Source organism: Paenibacillus sp. JNU01 (assembly GCF_059130585.1).
Window position 1 is genome coordinate 875989 of sequence record NZ_CP169723.1, and the last position, 23914, is coordinate 899902.

The 23914-nt window shown below is 40.4% G+C and carries 22 protein-coding genes and 1 pseudogene; 19 read left to right on the forward strand and 4 right to left on the reverse strand.

What is annotated here, in order from left to right:
* From NLBNIHML_RS03485 to NLBNIHML_RS03495, 3 genes are all read left to right on the forward strand, one after another.
* Complete coding sequence (locus tag NLBNIHML_RS03485; RefSeq protein ID WP_494353789.1) at window positions 1–2037, forward strand: GxGYxYP domain-containing protein; 2037 nt, start codon at window positions 1–3, stop codon at window positions 2035–2037.
* A 437-nt stretch (window positions 2038–2474) separates the two neighbouring features.
* A complete protein-coding gene (locus NLBNIHML_RS03490) occupies window positions 2475–3359 on the forward strand; it encodes an aminoglycoside phosphotransferase family protein (protein WP_494353790.1) in 885 nt (294 codons plus the stop codon).
* A gap of 155 nt (window positions 3360–3514) precedes the next feature.
* On the forward strand, window positions 3515–3640 hold the full coding sequence (locus NLBNIHML_RS03495) for a YjcZ family sporulation protein (RefSeq protein WP_307535788.1): 126 nt from the start codon (window positions 3515–3517) through the stop codon (window positions 3638–3640).
* A gap of 350 nt (window positions 3641–3990) precedes the next feature.
* Here the strand turns inward: NLBNIHML_RS03495 and NLBNIHML_RS03500 are convergent, their stop codons facing one another.
* Window positions 3991–4779, reverse strand: a complete 789-nt coding sequence (locus NLBNIHML_RS03500; RefSeq protein WP_494353791.1) for an SDR family NAD(P)-dependent oxidoreductase — start codon at window positions 4777–4779, stop codon at window positions 3991–3993.
* Between the two features lie 220 nt (window positions 4780–4999).
* On the opposite strand from NLBNIHML_RS03500, the gene NLBNIHML_RS03505 reads away from it, so the two are divergent.
* The 3 genes and pseudogenes from NLBNIHML_RS03505 to NLBNIHML_RS03515 form a co-directional block, all read left to right on the forward strand.
* The gene (locus tag NLBNIHML_RS03505; RefSeq protein WP_494353792.1) at window positions 5000–5383 is read left to right on the forward strand and encodes a MerR family transcriptional regulator; all 384 of its coding nucleotides are present in this window, start codon (window positions 5000–5002) and stop codon (window positions 5381–5383) included.
* A 729-nt stretch (window positions 5384–6112) separates the two neighbouring features.
* Entirely contained in the window at window positions 6113–6841 is a 729-nt protein-coding gene (locus NLBNIHML_RS03510; protein WP_494353793.1) for a stalk domain-containing protein, read from the forward strand.
* Between the two features lie 282 nt (window positions 6842–7123).
* Window positions 7124–7316: pseudogene (locus tag NLBNIHML_RS03515) on the forward strand (hotdog family protein); the annotation flags it as partial.
* 135 nt (window positions 7317–7451) lie between these two features.
* Here the strand turns inward: NLBNIHML_RS03515 and NLBNIHML_RS03520 are convergent.
* A complete protein-coding gene (locus NLBNIHML_RS03520) occupies window positions 7452–8621 on the reverse strand; it encodes an epoxide hydrolase family protein (RefSeq protein WP_494353794.1) in 1170 nt (389 codons plus the stop codon).
* A gap of 118 nt (window positions 8622–8739) precedes the next feature.
* Here NLBNIHML_RS03520 and NLBNIHML_RS03525 point away from each other — a divergent pair, with 118 nt between their 5' ends.
* On the forward strand, window positions 8740–9591 hold the full coding sequence (locus NLBNIHML_RS03525) for a helix-turn-helix domain-containing protein (protein ID WP_494353795.1): 852 nt from the start codon (window positions 8740–8742) through the stop codon (window positions 9589–9591).
* 396 nt (window positions 9592–9987) lie between these two features.
* On the opposite strand, the gene NLBNIHML_RS03530 is transcribed toward NLBNIHML_RS03525, so the two are convergent.
* A complete protein-coding gene (locus NLBNIHML_RS03530) occupies window positions 9988–10947 on the reverse strand; it encodes a hypothetical protein (RefSeq protein WP_494353796.1) in 960 nt (319 codons plus the stop codon).
* Between the two features lie 156 nt (window positions 10948–11103).
* Between NLBNIHML_RS03530 and NLBNIHML_RS03535 the strand changes: the two genes are divergently transcribed.
* The 4 genes from NLBNIHML_RS03535 to NLBNIHML_RS03550 all read left to right on the forward strand — a co-directional run bounded on the left by NLBNIHML_RS03535 (window position 11104) and on the right by NLBNIHML_RS03550 (window position 13393).
* Window positions 11104–11673 carry a TetR/AcrR family transcriptional regulator gene (locus NLBNIHML_RS03535; RefSeq protein WP_339255568.1) on the forward strand — a complete coding sequence of 190 codons (570 nt, stop codon included), beginning with the start codon at window positions 11104–11106 and terminating at the stop codon, window positions 11671–11673.
* Between the two features lie 271 nt (window positions 11674–11944).
* Window positions 11945–12115: a hypothetical protein gene (locus NLBNIHML_RS03540; RefSeq protein WP_339255570.1), complete on the forward strand. Its 171-nt coding sequence runs from the start codon at window positions 11945–11947 to the stop codon at window positions 12113–12115.
* Between the two features lie 509 nt (window positions 12116–12624).
* Window positions 12625–12954, forward strand: coding sequence for a hypothetical protein (locus NLBNIHML_RS03545; RefSeq protein ID WP_339255572.1), 330 nt, complete (start codon window positions 12625–12627; stop codon window positions 12952–12954).
* Complete coding sequence (locus NLBNIHML_RS03550; protein ID WP_339255574.1) at window positions 12914–13393, forward strand: hypothetical protein; 480 nt, start codon at window positions 12914–12916, stop codon at window positions 13391–13393. The genes NLBNIHML_RS03545 and NLBNIHML_RS03550 overlap by 41 nt, the downstream gene beginning before the upstream one ends.
* A gap of 592 nt (window positions 13394–13985) precedes the next feature.
* Here NLBNIHML_RS03550 and NLBNIHML_RS03555 read toward each other — a convergent pair.
* A complete protein-coding gene (locus NLBNIHML_RS03555) occupies window positions 13986–14975 on the reverse strand; it encodes a YhdH/YhfP family quinone oxidoreductase (protein WP_339255576.1) in 990 nt (329 codons plus the stop codon).
* A 112-nt stretch (window positions 14976–15087) separates the two neighbouring features.
* Here NLBNIHML_RS03555 and NLBNIHML_RS03560 point away from each other — a divergent pair, with 112 nt between their 5' ends.
* The 8 genes from NLBNIHML_RS03560 to NLBNIHML_RS03595 all read left to right on the forward strand — a co-directional run bounded on the left by NLBNIHML_RS03560 (window position 15088) and on the right by NLBNIHML_RS03595 (window position 23650).
* Window positions 15088–15507 (forward strand): MarR family winged helix-turn-helix transcriptional regulator, encoded by a 420-nt coding sequence (locus NLBNIHML_RS03560; protein WP_105598965.1) that lies wholly within the window; start codon window positions 15088–15090, stop codon window positions 15505–15507.
* A gap of 671 nt (window positions 15508–16178) precedes the next feature.
* A complete protein-coding gene (locus tag NLBNIHML_RS03565; RefSeq protein ID WP_339255578.1) occupies window positions 16179–16847 on the forward strand; it encodes a Type 1 glutamine amidotransferase-like domain-containing protein in 669 nt (222 codons plus the stop codon).
* A 521-nt stretch (window positions 16848–17368) separates the two neighbouring features.
* Entirely contained in the window at window positions 17369–18706 is a 1338-nt protein-coding gene (locus tag NLBNIHML_RS03570; protein ID WP_494353797.1) for an ABC transporter substrate-binding protein, read from the forward strand.
* Window positions 18707–18790: 84 nt separating this feature from the next.
* Complete coding sequence (locus tag NLBNIHML_RS03575) at window positions 18791–19687, forward strand: carbohydrate ABC transporter permease (protein WP_472477818.1); 897 nt, start codon at window positions 18791–18793, stop codon at window positions 19685–19687.
* 31 nt (window positions 19688–19718) lie between these two features.
* Window positions 19719–20537, forward strand: coding sequence for a carbohydrate ABC transporter permease (locus NLBNIHML_RS03580; protein ID WP_494354666.1), 819 nt, complete (start codon window positions 19719–19721; stop codon window positions 20535–20537).
* A gap of 347 nt (window positions 20538–20884) precedes the next feature.
* Window positions 20885–20980 (forward strand): hypothetical protein, encoded by a 96-nt coding sequence (locus tag NLBNIHML_RS03585; RefSeq protein ID WP_494353798.1) that lies wholly within the window; start codon window positions 20885–20887, stop codon window positions 20978–20980.
* Window positions 20981–21377: 397 nt separating this feature from the next.
* A complete protein-coding gene (locus NLBNIHML_RS03590) occupies window positions 21378–22214 on the forward strand; it encodes a class I SAM-dependent methyltransferase (RefSeq protein WP_494353799.1) in 837 nt (278 codons plus the stop codon).
* A 497-nt stretch (window positions 22215–22711) separates the two neighbouring features.
* Complete coding sequence (locus NLBNIHML_RS03595; protein ID WP_494353800.1) at window positions 22712–23650, forward strand: VanZ family protein; 939 nt, start codon at window positions 22712–22714, stop codon at window positions 23648–23650.
* The last annotated feature ends 264 nt before the right edge of the window (window positions 23651–23914 follow it).

Here is a 23914-nt window from a genome sequence, read left to right on the forward strand (position 1 = left end):
ATGATTCGTAAATTAACTGTTTTGTGTGTTGCCCTGGTCTGTACAACCGTGTTATCGGCTAGTGCATTTGCTGCCACAGATGAGTTGAAGCATACCAACTCTTTGAAGTGGCCTCAAAATCAAGCACTGCCAACTTTCAATAAAGTAGAACGTTTGGATGTGGCGAATGTATATGAGGAATCTGGCGATATCAAATTGCTTTTGACGACGCTTGAAGGGGTAATCAATCGAGAAAAGCCGCGAATCTACATTCAACAGAATAAAGTAGACCCTTGGCTGCAGGACTTGAACGTCCCTTATAAGCAGCATGACAACGTAATGGATGTTCTCAAGAAATATGCGAAAGAGATCAAAGGCATTATCGTATATGATCCGCAGCTGCCGGACTCCATTAATGTGGCAACGACACTTGCCGGACTCAAAAAAGCTGTTGTTGCCAGTCCTGAACTGGCTCAACAATTGACTGCTGCACCGTATCACCTGTCGGTAATCGAAGACTTGCAGGACAAGTTCAAGAATCGTATGGATGCATACAACTGGCAGTATGAGCATCTCTGGAACCAGACGACTCAACGAATGTTGGTCGGATTGAGTCCAGACACCTCTATCCCGATTCCATCCGGAAATTTTGATTCATTCCAAACGGTTGGAGTCGAGAAGGAACAGATTCGTGATGCAAGTAACAGGAAGACCTATGACTATGACTTGTCATCCTATTTGGGAAAAGAAGCGGTCTACCTCCGCTTTAATGATGCCTTTCCTCAGGATGGCTGGGGACCTGCCGTTCATCAAGTGACGGTGAAAGCAGATGGACAGATTATTGCGGATTTCAAAACGGGTTCTTCTGAGGAAGAAGCATTTCTCTATGACCGACATAACTCCAAATTTTTGCCTGGAAGCGATCACCGCTTCGCAGATAATGGAAACTACTTTGTATACGAATTTAAGCCTGCAGCGGACACAAAGCAACTAACCGTATCGATCGAGATGTGGAACCAATACAAGGTATCTGCGAGCAATGTTCAACCACTCTCGTCTGAAGAAAAGGAACCTTATGGCTATCTCCGCGATTATGCTGTAGCGAACAAAGCCATGGTGTTCTGGTTGTCTACCAGTGTGCCAGAGGAAAAGGCGCTATTTGAGAAGATTCTGTCCGATGTAAAACCAGGGACACCTTATCTGGGTTGGTTCGACAATGATTTTGAAGGCGAAGTTGCTGGCATAGAACTCACATCTCGTCATGGTGTCTATGTTGTTCCTTCCGACTGGTTCCATAACATGACCGTATTTTCAGGAACAAACGTAAAACAACAGCCTGCTCCCAAACCGGTAAAACCCAAGCTGGAGAACAAAATCTATGTAACCTATACCTTTGGCGAAGGTGACAACCTGCAATACGATCAGAATCATATGCGCAACCTGTGGGCTGATCCCGCTCGGGGTAAAGTGCCTATCAACTGGACTTCCAGTCCGTTACTCTACGATGCAGCGCCTGCCATTCTAAACTATTACCGTTCAACGGCGACGCCAAATGATCAGCTAGTTGCAGGCCCATCCGGAGTGGGTTACTTCAATCCAAATGTCTGGCCAACAGACACATTCCCGGAGTATCTGAAACAAACCTTCTCTTATCTGAAGAAAACAAACATGTCGTACCCTTTTGTGCTCAATCGTGAACTTGGAAAAGACGTTCCGCTGAGTGATTCAATTGCAGCGGCGTATGAGAAGAACTATAAACTTCCAGGCCTGTTCCTCGCAGGCGAGGACAAAGCCAATGTTCAAATCATGAATGGTAGCTTTCCGGTTTCCATTCTACGAGGCATCTCAACGGTGCAGGATGGTAAAGATATTCTGAATCGTACCAAGACCGAATGGGATGGCAAATCTCCAACGTTTATTTCGGTTGGGATTAATGCATGGAGCATGACCCCATCGGATGTGCTTGCGATTACGGAATCTCTTGGAGCCGAGTTCCAGGTGGTTAAGGCGGACGAATATTTCTCGCTGATCCGAAAAGCGTACGGCTTGTCCAAGTAAGATGTCAAGGTGAGCTTAAAGATCTTTGGGCCATCTTCAAAGCAATCGGAAGCTCGACTCTCGCAAAGCGATTTATAGATATTCAAATATCACTCGACCAATAAAAGACCTGCCGGATCCTTGCGAATCAGGCGGGTCTTTTGCTTGTTAATACGTTTATTATAGTAGAGTTAATGAATGGATTATTTTGGATGACAACACGGAGGGATCTTTATGAAGCAAAATAATTACGATGAAGCCGAATTTTTCGGAATTTACATTGTTTTGCCCGTTAATCCATTCAACTAATGGAATAAGAAGTTCTTGTACTAGTAAGTATATGGTACATTAAATGTAACCAAGTTAAAGGGGTTGATAAGGTTGAGTTTATCAAATAAATTTGTGTCTGTATCTGGGTTTTGGGTGATGAGTAAATAAGATTAAAGGGAGAATTATATATGATAAAAATTGATGTAGATTTAGTTTCAAAGTTAATAAATAGCCAATTTCCAGAGTGGACTAATTTTGAAATTAAGTCTGTTAAAAAAAGTGGCAATGATAATAAAACTTTTCACTTAGGCAACAGCATGAGCGTTAGGTTACCAAGTGATGAAGCCTATGTACCCCAAGTTGAAAAAGAACAAAAATGGTTACCCATTTTAGCCAGGCATCTTTCTACACAAATATCTGAACCATTAGCTAAAGGAGAACCAAGTGAGGATTACCCGCACCCTTGGTCAGTCAACAAATGGTTGGATGGAGAGACGTTAACTTTAGAAAATATAGATGATTCAAATCAATTTGCAAATGATTTGGGGGGATTCTTAGTTGAATTACAATCTATTGACGCCAGTGAAGGTCCCTTAGCTGGCGAACATAATTTTTATAGAGGCGGAGATATTGCTGTATACGATTATGAGTGTAGAGATGCCATTAATAATAATGTAAATACTTTTAATAAACACCTATTGGAAGAAATCTGGGAATTGGCATTAACTTCAAAGTGGGCTGCTGGACCAGTTTGGGTCCACGGTGACATAGCCCCAGGAAATATATTAATTAAAAATGGTAAATTGTGTGCGGTTATCGATTTTGGAATATTGGGGGTGGGAGACCCTTCTTGTGATGCTGCAATGGCATGGACTTTTTTTGATGATGGTAGCAGAAAGACATTTAAGAATGCATTGAATTTTGATGCAGAAACTTGGAATAGAGCAAGAGGTTGGGCTTTATGGAAGGCTTTAATAACCTACAACTATAATAAACAATCTAACAAAGCAGTTGCAGATGAACAACGTAATATTATAGAAGTAATCATTAATGATTACGAAAGTGAGAGATAAAGGCATTAAAATAGTATTTTTAATTGCACTGAAGGGTGCGTTAGCGGAGCTGTGAGTAGATGTGGAATGGTTGAGGGCCTTTTTTTTTATAATGCCTTGTCAAAATAGATGCACCTGAATAATCTATCTCATACCACAAAGGAGGAGATGGAAGCATGAGTGAAGTAGGTTATGGTAATGTAGGAGGAGTAAGTGGAGGATATGGTAGTTTTACGTCCATTGGTGCAATACTCGTACTCTTTATTTTATTGGTTATTATCTCTAAAGCTTTCTTAGTGTAATAGCTCACTTCTTACTTTTCCCGCCAGCTTTGCTGGCGTTTTTTTATTTGCTCAAAGATGATTAAATAAATTAGAATGTACTAAGGTTGAAATGTAATCAAGAACTTTCAGAAGGAACTTTAACGGTACATGTTCTTGTTGTCGGTAGACAAGAACATTGTTCCATTCAAAGTCGCTATTCTTGTCCCAAGCTGAGGACAAGAACTTGTACCGATTACCGAAATGGACAAGAACATAGTCCGATTTCCGATTAGATTATTATCTAAATAGTTAAATGATGGAAATCATATTGTGTAAATAAAGCGAGTTTACATAAAAAGTGCAGGATATCATTGTGTTCCTATGAAAAATTAAATGTTTTGACCACCAGATATCTCGATTCTCTGTGCATTCACCCAGCGATTGTCAGGATCGAGTAGGCTGGCAACTGCAGGACCAATGTCGTCAGGTACACCCACACGACCAAGAGGAACCATCGAAGCAAACGCATCATTATAAGATGGCGTATCACGTACAGCGCCGCCTAAAAAATCAGTTTCGATTGCACCAGGGGCAATCGTATTAACAGTTATACCGCGGTGGCCGAGCTCTTTTGCCATATAGATGCTTAGAATTTCTACTGCACCCTTAGCTGCCGAATAAGCAGAGAATCCGGGATAAGAAACACGAGTAAGACCCGTTGAGAAGTTAACGATACGACCACCATCTGCAAGAAGCGGCAGTAACGCTTGAGTTAAGAAAAACACGCCCTTTACGTGTACATTGAACAAACTATCGAATTGGACCTCTGTTGTTTCGGTAAAGCTGATCATTTCTCCATGACCTGCATTATTCACCAGATGATTGAAAGTGGCGCTGCCCCAATTCGTGTCTAAAACAGAACCAACCGTTTCAGTAAAGTTAGCGAAGCTGGATGTGTTTTCTATATCAAGTTGTAGAGCGATCGCTTTTCGTCCTAGAGCTTCGATCTCAGCAACGACTGATTTTGCTTCTTCAGCTTGGCTACGATAGGTCAAAATGACATCACCACCATGTCGTGCAATGTTAATGGCAGTATTACGACCAATTCCTCGACTACCGCCAGTGACGATTGAAATAGTGGTCTGTGTAGCTTCATGTACAAAATGTTTCTTTTTCATCTGCATGCATCCCCTCAAAATTTTTTTTAATTCACCTTGCTATCATAGTCTGTAAAGTTCACTTCAAGTCAAAGGTTTTTTTTGAATAATAAAAGCTTTATAATAAAACCTGATTTAATCATAAATTTCTTCATTTTCCACATAAAATTAGAGGGTCTAATTAGTAAAGTTGAAGAATTCTTTTTAAAGTGTACTTTAATAGGAGGCGACGGAAGTAATTATGTTGACTATAAAAGAAGTTACTGAAATAACGGAAATAGCTGCACACACCCTCCGTTATTACGAAAAAGAGGGATTGCTCCCACATGTTAAAAGAAACAAAAATGGAAAGCGTTTATACGATGAAGAAGATCTAAGTTGGATACACTTTGTTACAGCACTTCGGGCTACAGGAATGCCTATTGCCCAAATTCAGAAATACGTTTACTTATACAAGGAAGGGGACTCCACAATTTCAGAACGAAAATTGATGATGCTCAATCATAAAAAAGAAATAGAGCAGAGTATAAGGGATCTCTATTTTAACTTGGATAAGATAAATTATAAGCTTGCTCTATATGATGTTTTAGAATCTCAAATTGAACGAACTAGTATTAAAATTTAGGATTAACATAAGAATTAGCGGTAGATATCGCTCTTACAAAGTTCTGCGTGGTAACCAAATATGATGGTTAAATTTAAACTTCATTTTTTAAGTGCGCACTTCAGAGACGCCCCTTCAAAAAGGGCGTTTTTTCGATATGGCTTTTGCCAGTTGAGTGCGTGAAGCACGCGAAACAAAAAGCAGCTGATCTAGATGATCGGCTGCTTTTTTCAACTAATGGGCAGGATAACGCAACAAATTCATTCCAGATTCGTCTAAAAAAGTACGTCAGATTATGGGGGGATTACATTATTTCGAAGGAAGACCAAAGAATCTTAGTTGCGAAGAATATCTCAAAGAAGGATTCTGAAAGTGAAACCTTTGCTGACTTCCGAAAGAATAACATCGAATTAATCAACTATATTGTTGAGGATACCCAACTCTATAACGAGCTTAGAGTAGGCTAACGGGCAGGTTAGTTGAATAACTCATTCTGGGTTTTGAGCACAGCTTGATTTCATCTAGAGCGTGTTGAAAATGAAAAAGCATAAACTACTTAAATATATGCCCAGCTGCGAGGGGAACGTAGAAGAGGGCTATATAATCGCTTTTTTAGGCACACGGATATAATAAATAAATTGCTGTTTCTCAACTAAAGGGTAAACTAATGGATAATTTTACCTTTTTTATTAATTGCTAATTCATGTAAAATTTATTGGTAGTATGAATAATTAATAGTGAGGAGTAAATATGAAAAACATTAGTTTGAAAAAACCTATTTTGTGGGTTGTTTTTATATCCTTGTTGAGTGGCGCTTTAATGATTAATCCAATGAGTTCTTATGCCGCAAATGATGACTATGATGCATATGACGGAGTAAACGGTTTGCTTTCTGAGGGTAGATTATATGCCCCTCTCCGTAGTATGGCCACAAATTATCAATTCAGATACGATGAACAACTTGATAAATATTTTGATGTAAAAATAACTTGGAATCAGAAGACGAAAACTGCTTCACTAACTAAAGGCGGGAAGACTTTTAATGCTACTGTTGGTAATGGAGTATTGTTGAAAAATGGCTCGGTGTATGTACAATTTAAAGCCTTAAGTAATTTCTTCTATCCGAACGATTATATCAAATGGGATAAATCTACTTTGACAGGAAATTCTGAGCACATTACGGTATACGCTCGTCCATTGACAGATAATCAAGCATTGACTCTTGCAACAAATGCGATGTCCAAAAAGAAATACTGGATTCAATTTCATAAAAATAACGTAGAAATTGGTCTTCCTGAGTCAGAGTATATTCAATGGAATAAAAGTCTTACTAAATTTAAAGCGGTCTATAATTCAGATGGGATTGTTGGCGACTATAACTATAGCTACAGTATTGAAGCTGTGATGACTAAGAAGGCCAATGATTGGAGTATTACTTCATTTAATTATTTCGATGGTACAAGGATATATTATCCTTAATCATTACCTGGTCATTAGTGGATAGGTATTAAACTCATTGATGGTGATGTCCGATGACGTGATAAGAACTGGTTAAATCGTGAAGCGCACGTACAAGAGAGCCGTATGGGAAAGCATCCCTACGGCTCTTTTAATTTTTGATAAACCAAGAAAACAGCTGATCATTGTCGAGGGACAAGAACATGTTCCTATTACCGATTAGATAAGTATCTAAGATATAGCGGGATTTTCTTGAATCGGTTAAATAAACTACAAGAGGAGGCAATCATGAGTAGCTATCACAAAACAGTTTTTTTGACTAGCATTGATAATTGTCGTATCAGATGACAAGTAAAACCAGGAGACCAACTCTTTTTGTATTCGATGTACCTCGAATTAAGGACAGATCGTCAAACAAAAAGGCGTTGCCACGGTAAACAATGAACTGGTTTGTGAAACTGAATTAATGTTTGCATTTAGTTCGATTACGTTTTAAGCTCACGGGCACGATGAATAATAAATCAAGTTAAAAAAGGGCCATCCGCGAAGGATGGCCCTAAACTTGCCGTAACAGACGGCGCAGAGACGCGTATCATGACCGTTCTTCGATATCTAACAATGATACATGTTGTTACGGACGAATCTTCTTGTTCCTTAGCGGCCGGAAAAAGGCGCGGATATCCTCTGCCAACGCCTCGGGTTCTTCCAAGGCGGTAAAATGGCCTCCGCGGGGCATCGGAGTCCAGCGAGTAATATTCATGCTGCGGGAAGCCCAAGACTTGGGAGGCAGTAGAATATCTGCCGGGAACAAAGCCAGACCTGTCGGGACTTCTATTCTGGCCAGCGGCGGCAATGTATTTGCATTTTCATAATACATCCGGGCTGATGAACCTGCCGTGTTGGTAACCCAATAAATCATAATATGGATAATCAGTTCATCCGAACTATACGTGCTCTGGAGGTCGCCGCTGCAATCGCTCCAGGCCCGGAATTTCTCCATGAGCCAGGCAGCTAAGCCTGCCGGAGAATCGGAAAGACCGTAAGCGAGCGTCTGCGGACGTGTCGTCTGCAGCGACATATAACCGCCTTCTTTGGCTATCCATTCTGCGGCGTTTTTCCTGTATTGGCGTTCTTCTTCGGAAAGTTTGTCCGGCTCCGGCGCAGCCATAAGATCCCGGATGATGCCGATATCCGTCAGGTGTATGCCAACTAACTGTCCGGGGTGGCTGGAAGCCAGGTAGCGGGTTACGCCGGAGCCGATATCGCCGCCGGCGGCACCAAACCGGTCATAACCTAATTCCTCACTCATGAGTTTAGCCCACATTTCGGCGACGCGAAAATTGTTTACGCCGGCATACCCGGGACGGCCGGAGAAACCGAAGCCGGGTAACGAAGGGACGATGACATCAAAAGCATCCGCTGTGTCTCCTCCATAGCTGGCCGGATCGGTCAGCAGTGGGATAATTTTTTGATAACGCAAATAGCTGTCCGGCCACCCGTGGGTGAGAATTAAAGGCAAGGGTGCGGGACCTTTCCCGCGTTCATGGACGAAATGTATATCGATTCCGTCGATTTGACAGCGGTACTGGGACAACTGGTTAAGGACCGATTCCTGGGCGCGCCAGTCATAATGGTCTTTCCAATACGAGATGAGCGATTTTAAAGCCTGCAGATTCGTCCCCCGTTCCCAATTGGAATTGACTTTCTCCAGCTGATCGGGATAGCGGACACGGTGCAGCCTGTCTTGCAGGTCATCAAGGACTTGATCAGAGACATGAATGTGAAATCGTTCAACAGCCATAGCGCTGCTCCTCCTTTTATTCAATGGATTCACAACGCCATTATATCCTTCGGTCCGGCGTGCTACACTGTTATAAATGAAGCATTTAACTATACGATTTGATAGGTGGATGACGAAGATGCCTCAAATAGACCGATACAAAAACCGGACCGTACACATAGAATTTGCTCCGGTGGAGAATTTTACGGAACTGCCTTATCCTGAGCGGCTTACGCTGATTTTTATTACGTCCGGAAGACTTAAAGGTACTCTCAATGAGCGACCTGTATCGATAAGCGCCCCCGGCATTCTTTGTCTGGCAGACGGGGATAAGGTGGAGGTAACGGAAAAATGCAGCATTGCTGCCCAATCTTTCAGCTTTCATCTGGAGTTTTTGAACTCGACTGTTTTGTCTGAAACCAAGTCGTTTCCGGCAGTGCCAAGGATTCATACAGGCTTTTCCCTATTTCAACGAGAGCAGGGCTGTTATGGTGTACCCCGTATAACCGAAACGGCTTATCCGCTGCTATTTGAATGGTTTTTTGTGCTGGGCACGGAGGTTCAAGCACAAAGCGACTCCCTTTGGGTGTGCAGGATCAAAAGATACCTGATCCAGATTTTAGGCCTGCTCGAGGAATTGAATCAGCAGAGGGAGCACTCGCCCGTCGATGCCGTGCTGGATTATATCCATACGCATTACTCGCGGAAGATTGCCTTGCAGGAACTAACGGATTGCGCCCATCTGAACCGTGTATCGCTGAATAAACGGTTTCAGGAAAGGTGCGGAAATACAGCGATGGGTTACCTAATTGCCTATAGGTTAAAGGTTTCGCGTGACCTTCTGACCCATACCGATATGAGCCTGATAGAAATTGCGCGTGCCACGGGGTTTGAGTATGATACTTATTTCATCAAACAGTTTACGGCCAAGCTGGGGATGTCTCCGACCACCTATCGGCTGACCTCCCGCAAGCTGGCAGGGGCTTTATAGACGAATGCCCTTAGGATTTCCAGTGCCCAGACATAGCTCTATTTTTTTCGACCATGTCTGCTGTTGTTCGATTCTAGGGTTACTCTACCCACCTAAAGTAGAATCTACGCTTTGAGGTGCGCTGAAATCAGTAAGCACGGAAAAGTGTTAAGGAGCAGCCTTTATCGAATCATATATTGGGGTGTATTGCTCGAATTAGTTGTGGCAGAGCCAAATTGTGTCAGTAGGAGCACGACTCCAGTGTACATTAACTACATAAAGAGTAGTGGTCGGAAATGAGTGTTACCTAAGGGTGGGCGGTCTACTTCTGTTCATGTAAGCAAGAAGCTCCAAAATAAAAATGCCGAAAAGGAATATTAATAAAAGTGTGTCTTTGCCACAATGCTTGGGTTTATGTTATTTCGTGATTGGACTTGCTTTTTTACCCATAATGTAAATTCCAATCCAGCCTAGTAATAATAAGATCTGAGCCAGAGCGACTAGCCACAACACCTCCGTGTAACTTCCTATAATGCAAAATATAGTATTGACTAGGGGGAACCCAACAAAAGTAAACATGATTGGAAAATCTTTTTTGGGAGTGATTGAATAATTAACCTTCCGGTCCCAAAACTTTATAAAAGCTAATGCTAAAATTCCGATTGTAATTACAGAAAGTGTAATCAACATCACCCATTGCATATTAGAGGTTCTTTCGAAGAACGGCCCCATATAATTAAAGAAGTTAGATAAAGGTGAGAACATACACGCTAATGACAGAATGGCCGCCAGAAACGGATAGATATAACCAATTGATTTACTGTAGCCTTTCTTTTTATGCCACCATTCTCCAATTAGAATAAAGACGGTCCAATATCCCGCTATATAAATCCATCCTGTAAAATTCATCACAGGTTCCCCATAGATCTGAGGCTCACCGGCTAGCGGATAATAAGTCCATCTTGCCATGAGTCCATCTGTAGTCTGAAATATCTGTTTAACAGCCACCGGGTCGAGTGAAAAGTCAAAAACCATAGCGCTCAATCCCGTAATAAATGGTTTAGTCCAGGACGGTATATTTACAGACTTTAGAACACGCAAAGTTGAATAAATGATCAAAAACTCAATAATAGGGACAGTAATCGGTATATTAAATAACATTAAAATACTCCGCCCATAAGCGTAAAAACCTTCCCCAAGCGATGAAGCAGTAATTTCAAAAACGGCTGCGTAAAAAAACACAAAACCTATAAACTGCAGTAGAACCGTTTTGGGATGTGTTTCCTTATCCAGGATATAGAAAACCATTAGAACAGCAGCAATTAAGACTATAATATCTTGAATTATCCATACAGGTACTACAGTTATATCACCCATATTTTACCTCCATTTAAGTTTAAAAAGTAGAATTGAACGTTCAAATAAATTATAATTTCACTGTGTTACTTAAACAACAGGCTGTTCGATTGAGATATGTTAGTTATCATACAAACCACCTTAGATTTGTTCATTATTTTAAATTAGGAGGATATTATGACAGACAAAAAAACAGATCACAGAGTGAGATATACAAAAATGGTTATCAAAGAAAGCCTATTGAAGCTGTTGACAGAACGGTCTATCAATAAAGTTACAGTGACCGACATTTGCAGAGAAGCAGGGATTAATCGCAACACCTTTTATACACACTATGCTAATCAGTTTGAGCTTCTTTCAACGATTGAAAATGATCTTTACGAAGACATTAAGCAAGTTGGGATGAGTTCTTCCAACCCTCAAACGTTATCTTATGAATTATGTAAGTACATAAAAGCGAATAAAACGATATGTGAGGTTCTGTTCTCAGAGCATGGCGATAAAGAATTATTAGAACGAATCCTTTATATCAGTCACGATTTAACTATTGAACGATGGAAGACGGAATTAAAATATTTTGATCCACAATTATTTGAGTCCTGGTATACGTTCACCGCTCATGGCAGTATAGCTATTATTAAAAAGTGGGTGAGTAGTGGTCTGAAGGAAAGCCCGAGTAAAATTGCAGCTTTTATTGATAAAGCTACGGAATCCGTATCTAAAGCTTTTTATTCTGAAGAATTGTAGGATTTCCCCGCTTCTCACCAAAAAGCCCGGCAGCTTATACGGCCGAGTAGGCTTTCCCTTTGTCGCGAAAGGTAATCCGGATCTACGCCTCCCGGTGATTGCCGAAATCAAAGATAATATTTTCATAATTTTCCCATTCCTTGGCCATCGGACGACCTTGGCCTGAATCGCAGGCTCTCCGTCCAGAAAGCGGACGCGTAGCGTTCTGCCGTTTCGCCAAAGTTTTCGGACCATAACGGCCATCTCGGGGCTGACTTCATTGCGGGAGGTCATGTTCTCCAAGGCGTCGGCTTCAAGTTCAAGCGAGCCGGCATTACCCGCGCGTTCTTTTATTGCGATGGATACCGCTTCGCTGATTTTGTCGGCAGGTGGCTTCAAGATGACACACATCTTCAATGAGTTCTACGATTCGGTCATTGACGCCGCTCCTTTTCGTGATTAGTATTTTTAACCAATCTATATTATGAACCAAGGATCACCCGGTACCCGGATTAATTTTTGGGAAATCGGCAAATGCGCTGCAGTGGCTTAACACGTTAACAAAAAAAAGGAGGGGATGATATGAAAAGAGGCACAAATAATAACCACGCAGCTAAAAGCTGAAATTTGTTACAAGAGGTTAATCATGTCAACTCGAAACGGTAAGTGTGCGGCAGCATGTGAAAAAAATCCCGAAAGGCATGCAGAGGATCCAAGCCCAGCAATTCTGGAAAATAGTTGTAATCATTGTGGAAGTACCGATGGTTATTACACCAAGGATTACGTGGTCGGGAAAACACAGTACAAGCACACAACTACGATGGATTCTTAAAACAGACAACGGAGATTATTACGAATGCCTGAAGTACAAGTGCGGGAAATTTGCATACTGTTGTGACTCCAACAAAAAACTATTCAAATTGAAAGAGGGGTAAACGGATGAGTGTTAAGCGGGATGAGAATGGTTAAAAGGTGTTCGAATTGATTGATGGAAGACAGTTGCTATGGTCTGAAGAAGACCGGGGGTCGTTCGCTAGACCGAATGAAAACTCCACTCCACTGATTAGTGCCCCTGATCAAATGCCTGTAACTTTAGCTAGGGTCAGTGAAGAAAAAGGCCTAACTTATAAAGATATGGATCTCTTACGTGAACAAGTTAAAGATATCCAACTTCAGTTTTCTTCTCAAGAATCTAAGAACATAATGGATAACTCACTCAACGTTTCAGTTTGTCCTGCAGTATCTAATGGTGTAGAATCTTGTGGAGCGTTTGATAATTATTATAGACACAATGTGGAATAACGGTGATTTCACTGCTCAAGTCTTAGGTTTATCTGGCGAGCCTAATATGTACACCAGCCTGCATGGTAATATCGGTAATGACTCTGGGAAAGCATCAAGACTCTCAACATTTAAATCTTATATTAATACTTACGAAAGATATGTAGTTGATGGCTTGGAATATAATAATAAAATGGAATCACTAAGCTGGGGCGGAACAATTGCATCTATGCTATTATTTTACCTCACATATTCCGGTCCTGCTGGATGGGTAACCATGGTTTTAAACTCTTCTAATGCATTAACTATACTAATTGGAATTACCTCATCAGCTTATAGAACCGCTTCTAGACTTACAATAACTAAAAATACAGCTCAATACCAACAATATGCTATTGATCAGGTTTATAATATGTTCAACGATGCTAATTACGGTATAAACTACAAACCGGGCTCTTAATTTTAAAAAAAGGGGGTGAGATCATTTTTCAAAGGATAGGATACGCTGTCCCCCTATTAATTATTATTATAGCAGACATCGGGTTACTCATATTTATCCTTAGAAATGGTAATGAATTATCCGAAAGCGGAATCTTTGGTATGATACTGTTCGTGTTTTGTTTATTGACTGTGCTTATTATAATCTCAATATACCGTTACTATACTTGGATTAGAGACAAAAAATTATTATAAATGTAGTAAAGACCGCCTTGGAGAATACCAGGCGGTCTTTACTACTTAACTGCACTCAAAAAACAAACCCAACGGACATTGGCGAACGCAGTATGCCTTCTTAGTCAAGTTCCGGTTTTGACCTTCGTCCGAATCTGCGGCTTAAGCTGATGTAAAGAGTGAGTATTATCTAAGAAAATAAGAGCATATGAATACATTACATTAATAGATATAAATTACGCCAACAGGAAACGATAGCTCAAATATATAAAGAAAGCAGTTGATCCCTATGATCGGCTGCTTTTTAGTCAACTACTTGAATGTGATGGAGGGGTAATTTATAAGAATAAAAAGTACTTTCATCTGATAAATACCTCTAGCTATGCGTATTTTATAATTGTTCTTCCTAAATGGTTTCCGTGTTTTATAGCTTCAATCGTTTGAGATAGTTCTTCAAGTGTAATTTCTTTCACGAGAGTACTTTGACAGATATTCCATTCATTTGCTAATTTACCCCATATATATCCGCGGTTTTCAATAGGTACATTTACAGAATCAATGCCCAAGAGGCTGATTCCTCTAAGTATAAACGGCAGTACGGTCGAGGTTAGTTTTATGCCGCCCGCATTCCCACACATACTCATACTACCACCATAAAAAATTTGGGGAATTAATATGGAAGCAATATCTCCACCTACAGTATCTAAAACAAAGTCAAACTTTTGCTTATTTAGTGGCTTAATTTGCTCACCTAATGTTTCTGCGTAAACGACATCTGTAGCACCTAAAGATCTTGCCACCTCTAATTGATGTTCTTTTCTAATTAAGGCAGAAATATTTTTGTAACCGATTTTAGATAAAATTTGTAAAGCAATACTACCTACTCCACCAGTTGCACCGGTGACTAGGATTTTAGGATTTTTATTTATGTCCATACCGTTTTTCTCTAAAGCCATTATAGAAAGAGCAGCCGTAAACCCTGCGGTTCCAAAAATCATAGCCTCTTTGGGGGAGAAGTTTTCTGGCATAGGAACAATCCAAGCTGCAGGGACCCTTGCATATTCCGCAAATCCTCCTGTATGACTCATACCAACAGCAAATCCTGTAACAATGACTTCCTGTCCCACATGGTAACGACTATCTGCTGTGTGAACAATCGTTCCACTCAAATCAATTCCTGGAATCATAGGGTAATCTCTTATAACACCACCATTTTTTTGAACAGCCAACATATCCTTAAAGTTTATTGAAGAGTAAGATACCTTAATTAAAATCTCCCCATAGGAGAGACTATCCAAATTAACAATTTCCAAACTGTAACTTACTTGACCGTTATCTTCATTTACGACGATTGCCTTGAAGTTATCCATAAAATCCCCCTTAGTTCTGTTATAAAATATTTCTGTGACAGAAATGTTTTATAACAGAATCTAACATGGTATAATAGGTATTGTCAAGATGGGGGAGAGTGGGACAGGGACTATGGAACTAAATGATTGCATGAACTTTCTATTAAGTGTTAGTCAGAACAAAGTTTTTAAATATTTCAGCAAGCTTTTAGAAGAATATGGAATAACACCGTCTCAATATGGCGTGTTAAATGTTTTATGGAGAGAAGGGCAATTAACCCCAAAACAAATTGGAGAAATGTTATTTTTAGAAGCTTCAACTGTCTCGGGGGTATTGGATAAAATGCACAAGGCAGAATTAATCGAACGTTCTGCAGATCCAAAAAATCGTAGAAATGTCTTCGTGATAGCCACTCAAAAATCTTTAGAAATCAGAAATGGTGTTGAAGCAGCAACTATTAAGTTGAATCAAAAGGTGCTTCTAAACATGACTGATAATGATAAATTAGCACTAAAAAATGCATTAAATACAATAATAATGACTGAATTTTAATATTGCTGTTCAACGAGTTGTATCACTCAATTATTTGTCGAGGGACAAGAACATGGTCCCATTGAAGTCGCTAATTTAGCGGCTTTTTCTTGTTATCGGTACAAGTTCTTGTCCCGAGCCAAGGACAAGAACTTAGTCCGATTGCCGATTAGGCGTATATCTAACTATGAGCTCATGCACCAAAACCTCATTAAGTACCATAATACATAAAAGTATTCACATTGTTATGGGACACAATGTAAAGTAAAACACGGGTGGTTAGGTATTAATGAAACGAAATAATGGTACTGGAACTAGCTGTTGAGGACAAGAACTTGAACTGATTACCGATTAGATAAGTATCTAACTATGTTTAAAGCAATATCATTAAGCTAATGGGCAGGATAATTCAATATTTTTAACATTTCGGTAGCTTTAGCTTGTTACTTTCAGCTCTTATCTATATAAGTCAGTTGGATGGCTCATCTTTTTTGTAAACATTGGTGTCGTATTGTACGTAGCATTCGCTAAAAAGTTTGATCCAGATAACGCTAAAGATCATAGCCGTAAGATTCATAGGTTAAACTAACGGGAAACGATAGTCCAATAATACGAAGAAGCAGCTGATCAATATGATCTGCTTTTATTCAGCTAACAGATTTTATTAAGGTCAAATGACTAGGAGTGAGGGTATGAAATTATTACTGACATCTGCAGGTGTTAATAATCAAAGTATACAGAACGCGTTAGTTGGCATGTTGGACAAGCCGATTGCTGACTCCAATGCCCTGTGCATTCCCACGGCGATGTACGGACATCCCTGGGTTGGCCCTGGCGTCAAAACTTGGGAGTTTATCAGCGGGAAATCCGAGAATCCCATGGTAGACCTCGGCTGGAAGTCTGTAGGCGTGCTGGAGCTCACCGCACTGCCAAGCATCAGTAAAGACCACTGGGAGCCTCTGGTCCGGGAAACAGACGTCTTGCTGGTATCGGGTGGCGACGCTCTCTTCCTATACCATTGGATGCGACAATCCGGACTGGCAGAACTCTTGCCTTCACTGAAGGCCGTTTATGTGGGAATGAGCGCCGGCAGTATGGTGATGGCACCTAAGATCGGGGAATACTTTGTGGGGTGGACTTCACCTACCGGTGGCGATGAAACATTGGGATTGGTTGATTTTTCAATTTTTCCGCATCTTGATCACGTCATGCTGCCAGATAACACTATGGCTACAGCTGAGAGCTGGGTCGCAGAGATTCAAGGGCCGGCATATGCAATCGATGATCAGACCGCCATTAAGGTGATCGATGGAGCGGTAGAAGTGGTTTCCGAAGGGAATTGGAGGCATTTTAAGCTCTAAGATTCCTCACTGCTGAGGTAACGGGATACAATAATTCAATATTACCAAGAAAAGCAGCCGATCTACGTGATCAGCTGCTTTTGTTCTGCTAACGGGCATTTGAATTGCTAACGCAGAAAAAGTGGCTGTTCCTATAGAAAAGGCAATTCCTCTTCCAGAGACTACAAAGCTCTTCGGTGGAAGGGTCTTTTTACTTACTCTGAATTCGTCCATTAGTTATTGTTCAGAAGGAATGCGGACCGTTGGCCGAAGCTTTTTCAAAGAGTAGCATCTCACCATAAACTTTATGATTTTATAATCAAATGGTTATATAAAGCCTATTTCATATATATTATAATACGGCATGTTAAGCGCTTACAGTACGGAGTCTAAGAAATTGTTGCGAAGGGGTCTTTTCTTTGAAAGGTTAGAATTATGTTAAGGATGGTGGTGCCAAGATGGATTGTAACCGCTTAAATCAACAGAACTAACTAGTCAGCCGACTTTTCAAATGCATAACAAAAAGAGAGGATGACGAACAAATGAAAAAACGCAGTGCTTTAATCTCCATCGTTACACTCCTTATTATGTCACTTGTTTTTACTGCATGTGGTAATCCTTCTGGTTCAAAAACGGAAACACGTCAATTAGGCGCTAATGCCGGTGAGAATGCAACAGAATTATCATTTTGGACATTTGTAGATTTGCACGGCAAGCATTTGGATAAAATGCTGGGGTTATGGAACCAACAGAATCCAGACAAACAGATTAAGTTAAATGTAACGGTTATGCCTTACGATGATATGCATAACAAGCTCTTACTGGCAGTTACAAGTGGAAAAGGTGCTCCTGATATCGCGGATATTGAGCTAGGTAAATTCCCGAAATTCTTGGAAGGTGACAACGTTCCCCTGGAATCTTTGAATGATGTATATGCACCATACAAAGACGCTGTTGTTCCTTCACGTGTCGAGATTTACTCCAAAGACGATCAGGTTTATGGCTTTGATTATCACGTAGGGGCTACGCTTGCTTTCTACAACACTGAAATTCTCGAACAAGCAGGTGTTGACTACAAGAAAATCATAACGTGGGAAGATTACAAACAAGCAGGTATCCAGGTTTACGAAAAGACTGGCAAGTACTTAGGTACTGCTGATACGTCAGCTTCGTTCCAAGCATCGCTGCTACTCGCTCAGCAAAATGCTGATTTTACAGATGAAAATGGTAATCCAAAAGTGAATTCGCCTGAAATGATTAAAGCGTTTGAAATGTTAGTCGATCTGCAGAAGAACAATGTTATTCATACGATCCCTGGCGGACAACCCGACACAGAAGAAGCGAAAGGCGAATATAACAAAGGCAACTACGCAAGTGCATTAATGCCTGAGTGGTACATGTCCCGCTTTGTAAACGAAATGAAAGACCTTAAAGGGAAGTATGCAATAGCTCCATTGCCTGTATTCGAAGAAGGTAACCCTCGTTCCGTTGGCTTAGGCGGTACTGGCACAGTTGTTACTAAAAATGGTAAAGACGTTCAGTTGGCAAAAGAATTTGTAGCCTTTGCTAAGCTTTCGAAAGAAGCTACGACTGAAATTTGGAATACACTTGGATTTGACCCAATCAACATGGAAGTATGGAAAGATGATGCCATAACGAAAAATCCTGAAAATGAATACGTCCAATACTTTAAAACAAATGCATTTGATACTTTGAATGAAATCAAGGACGAAATTCAAGCGATAAAGTCCGTTAAAGCTTCACCAACCATCGGCAATATATTCAATACGGTTACTTTGAACGCGATCTTTGAAGATGGCCAAGACGTGAAAGAAGCGTTGGATGAAGCACAAGCAGCCATTGAACAAGAATTGAAATAAATATAATACGTAAATGATTTGGTTAAACCTGTTGGCAGGTATAGTGGTCGGCAGGTTTAACCATAGTCAAGGGAGATTGAGAATATGATAAAGAAATTTGTATACTCTCAAAAAGTTGCACCTTATGTTTTTGTATTGCCATTTATACTCATATTTTTGATGTTCTGGTTTTTCCCGCTTGTAAATTCATTCATAATGAGTTTTCAAGATCGGATGTTGGGGCAGGATCCTAAATGGATTGGTGAAGCAAATTATTCGAAATTGCTTACAGATAAAGTGTTTTTGATATCGATTAAAAATAGCGTTGTGTACATGTTAGGAACCTTAGTGCTGTTAATTCCCTTTCCCATGTTATTCGCCGTTATGATCAACAGTAAGTTAATGATGGGAAGAGAGTTTTTTAAATCTTCGTTCTTTCTCCCTGCATTGACATCTGTCGCAGTTGCGGGTACCATTTTCCGCCTGACATTCGGTGAAATGGAAGGTTCATTAATGAACAGTTTCCTGGGTCTATTTGGTGTAGAACCTATTAAATTTTTGAAAGACGGAAATTGGAGTATGGCAGCACTGTTAATCCTCGCATGTTGGAGATGGACAGGCGTTAATATGCTTTATTATCTATCGGGTTTGAAAAGCATTGACAATGAATATTATGAGGCTGCTTCAATTGACGGTGCATCTGCTTGGCAAAAGTTTAGAATGATCACAATGCCATTATTGAAGCCGACCACGGTATATGTTACCACAATTAGTGTTTATGCTGGTTTAGCCATGTTTACCGAGAGTCTGATGATGTTCAACGGTAACAAATCACCCCAAAATATTGGCTTAACCATTGTTGGATATCTGTATAGACAAGGGATTGAGCAGAATAAGCTGGGTTACGCAGCTGCCGTTGGTATCATTCTGTTAGTCATTGCGATGGTTATCAATTTAACACAGTTGAAATTTAGTGGAATGTTCAAAAAGGAGGAGGATTAAAGTGGGCAGAAGTCAGACGAGGAGTGATTTCATCTCTAGAATAGTAATTATTGGTTTATTCATTATACTATTCGTTATAATTATGATCCCATTCTACGCAGTGGCCCTATCTTCCTTTAAACCAGGTGAATCATTAGTTAGATATGGTCTTAACCTAAGTTTGGATTTTGAAATCATGAGTTTTGATAATTTCATCTTTCTGTTTACTGGAGAACATGATTATTTTGTGTGGTTTTGGAATAGTATGATTCTAACAGTTTTTCAAGTGGTTTTAACACTTTTTGTAAGCGCATTTGTTGCTTATGGTTTTGCAGCATATGATTTTAAAGGCAAGAACTTCCTCTTTATATGTGTTTTGCTCATTATGATGGTGCCTTTTGAAATACTGCTGGTTCCTTTGTATAGCCTAATTAATGATTTGGGAATGGTGAATAGCTATTCGGCAATCATTTTGCCAGGTATAGCCAATGCCGCGACAATATTTTTCTTCAGGCAATATCTAAGAAGCATACCCAAAGAGATTATTCAATCTGGGCGAGTTGATGGGGCAAACGAGTATGCAATTTATTTCAGGCTAATTATGCCGATTATGAAGCCATCCTTTGCGGCAATGGCCATTCTGAATGGGATGAATAGCTGGAATAATCTGTTGTGGCCATTCATGGTGTTAGGAGATCAGAGTAAGTATACACTTCCAATCGGTTTGAAAACGTTATTAACTCCCTATGGCAATAACTATGATCTATTGATCGTGGGCTCTTTCTTCTCCATCATTCCAATTTTTATACTGTTCATTGCTTTCCAGAAATACTTCATAGACGGTATGACTGCAGGCGCTGTTAAAGGGTAGTATATATTATGATGAAACAGGTGATAAGATGGAAGTCCAACAACGAGCGAAAGTGAACGAAGGCGCGGCATTTCTTCGCAAGGGTAATATATCTATTAGTAAGGATGTAAGCAATCGGATTGAATTTTGCAGATATTTATAGAAGGAAAGGGATGAAATATTTGTTTACTTAGATACGTATTGTGTCTTATATTCCCCATAAAGATACATTTCGTATCTTTGAAAGTTGTATCACGCAAGTAATGTAAGGGTGCTCGCATCTTGGTTCCAGTTTTGTAGAAAGGAGGAGACGACCGCTGGAAACGAAAAAAGCGCCTTGGCAGGCACCGAAATTAGAGGTTCTGGATGTGCGACAGCAAACGATGGCTGGCCGTGGATACAAGCAAATTGATTGGATCTCCGAACATGATGCAGACCTATATAATCCAGCGTCCTCAAGTTGAAAATCGTATTCTTGCTCAAAAGGTCGCCTGTGGGCGGCTTTTTCGATGCTCAGATGAGGTGTATCCGCCTCCTGTTGATGTAACATTAGTTCGAATACATTGCGAAATTCATTACGCTGCTTGACAAACATTGTCCAATTGAGGCCTTCACGAAAAAATGATTTCTATACATAAGCGATTTCAACAAAATATAGTGATGCATCATCGTAAACGGCTCTTCTTTTGTCAGCTTCAAATGGACGGGGCAGAAGGAGTCAAAAAAATACTCTTCTCTAAATACGATTGAATTGTGCATGATCAGATTCCCTTCGCTTCGTAAGTCATTAAATTGGATTCGTTCGTTATGTTAGAACAGGTTTTACACCATTCATAGCGTTGTGAGAGGGGAGTGATGCTTTTGAATACTTCTAAACAAATGATGCCTCATAATTCCAATGATCGTTTTAGTAAACTAGGAATTTATAGCGTCCAAAGTGTCTTTATTATTCTGTTCTTGCTGTTAACCCCTGTCTACTATTTGAACAAATGGGACTTTAAACGTCACAAAAAGCGGAAACCTTTCTATACCAGTAAATTGGTTCGATTGCAAGAGCGTTATCCGATTTTCTACGAATTGGCCATGTACGTTCAAAATTTCCCTATTCCTCGTAATGTCTACAAAATTTTACCCCCTTTAAAGGGCGATGTTCTTCAGGTGGGCTGTGGTACAGGTTTATTGAACAAGTATCTTCGCAAGCAGAAGGATGTTCGTTTTCTCAACATGGATCCGAATTTAAATGCTCTAAAACTTGGAAAGAAATGGGGAAGGTTTAATTCTTATATCCATGCTTTCATTGATAAGCCAACTTCTTTACCTGATCATAGCTGCGATATGATTTTGTTTGCACGAAGCTTTCATCACATTCGCTATCACAAAAAAGCCTTCATAGAGAGCTGCAGACTGTTACGTGACGGTGGATCTATCATTATTGCGGACCCGGTTATTCTCAAGTCTCTTTCAGGTTCTGTAACAGACGGTGGTTATATGGCGAACTCTTCGATTGATGGTGTAATTTGGAGATTTACCAAAGAAACATTAATTACTCATATTGAGCGCTGTCTTCCTCCTGAATTAAAGATAGAATCCGTAACCGAAACGAGACAAGTGCATGTAACGAATTATAATTTATTTGTACCTCAGACAGATATCGTAGTGGTACTGCGAAAAAGGGAGGCTGTATACAATGACAACTAAATTTATTTATGGTGTTTGAAATCTGCAGCATGATTTAATGCTTATCCGTTGCTAAAGGTACCTCTCCACAGAGGTACCTTTTTTTGTATATGATAACGTTCAGCCACTAAATAATGATTCTGAAATATAACGGGGGTATACCTGTATTTATCGCAGAGTTTTCTTATCCTTCAGGTGAAGTGCAGGGCAGACTCCAAAAGTGATCCTATTGAATTCGCTATATTAGCGGCTATTTTTGTTTTATCGGTACAAGTTCTTGTCTCGAGCCAAGGACAAGAACTTGTACCGATTGCCGATTAGGCTAATATCTTTGCCTAAATGATAACACAAGCAAAAAGTGTACTATGAACGAGGGAACGTAAGGCGACGCTCCGATGAAGGGACACCACAAGGCGGCGTTCTCACCCCTGTTGGCAATTCTAATTAAGCTAAGGAGTGCATGAAATGGGTAAGTAAGTTATAGTAATAGATGGAAAAATAGAGTGGGGGAGTTAACCATGGCCAATCAACGTAAGATTTTAATAACTATAACCGTATTGTACACATTGCTTGTTCTTTATTTTATGTTTTTCGCTTTCGGCAGAGGAGAGGCTTCAGAGCATACTTCAGGCTACACCTTTATTTTTATGCCCGATAACTTCATTAGTTTGCCATCTCCATCCGAACTTCTGCATCCCAGCCTAATGAGCATGGTGGGTTTCGGAAACACTATTGCGTTTATTCCTTTCGGTATATTGATTCCATGGCTGTACCGGGTCAGCTTCGTCCGGTTCATCACCCTATTCTTCATAGCGATTCTTGTGCTGGAGACGATCCAGGCCCTTACATTCCTGGGTAGTTTCGATATCAACGATGCTCTTCAAAATTCTATTGGAGCAGTCCTCGGTTTTGGGGCATACAAGCTTGGTTTCCGTTACCGCAGCCTCGGGCGCAATCTGGTCGCAACGGCTATATCGGGTATGGTTCTTTTTATAGCTTTATGGGGAGTAGGGGCGGCGGTAGACAAAATAACAACAAAAGTAGAGGGCCCTTTTACGGCGATTAACGAATGGACGGATACTTCGGGCCATTCATCCGCCGGAGACAAGCCGGACAGCATCCTAATCAACGGACAGAAGGTGAAGCCCGATTCAAACATGTATGGCGCTGAAGGTGGAGATTCCAGAACGTTTACGTATAAGTCTGAGGGGCAGACGATTTTCTCCTTCGATTACGGAATCCCGGAACCAACGAATTATTCCGGAAGCATCAGCATGACCCTGGATGGCCGGGAGATCTTGAGCAGTTCTGGAGAACTTCAGCGTACTGATCCTGATCTGTTCCCGTCGTTATTCGAGATTCCACTTGAGCCGGGAAACGAGCTGAAGCTTACTATTAAGGGCGACTTGAAAGTATGGGATGTCGGGTATAAGAAGATGCAGTATTTCTGGAACTGATAAACTGTCGGGGGACAAGAACATATGCCCATTGAAAGTCGCTATTTTAGCGGCTTTTTTAATTTATCGGTACAAGATCTTGTCCCGAGCCAAGGAGAAGATCTTGTACCTGCCAACAGATTAGAAAAGTAATGCAAAGCAAAGATACCTGGTTGCGTGCCTTTGCTTTAATTTAGAAAGAATGGTTTCGTAAAAATTAACATGGTATCATTCCCGATACGTGCTTGTTATCGGACTTCTAATCTATTAAGTTCTTTTATGTGG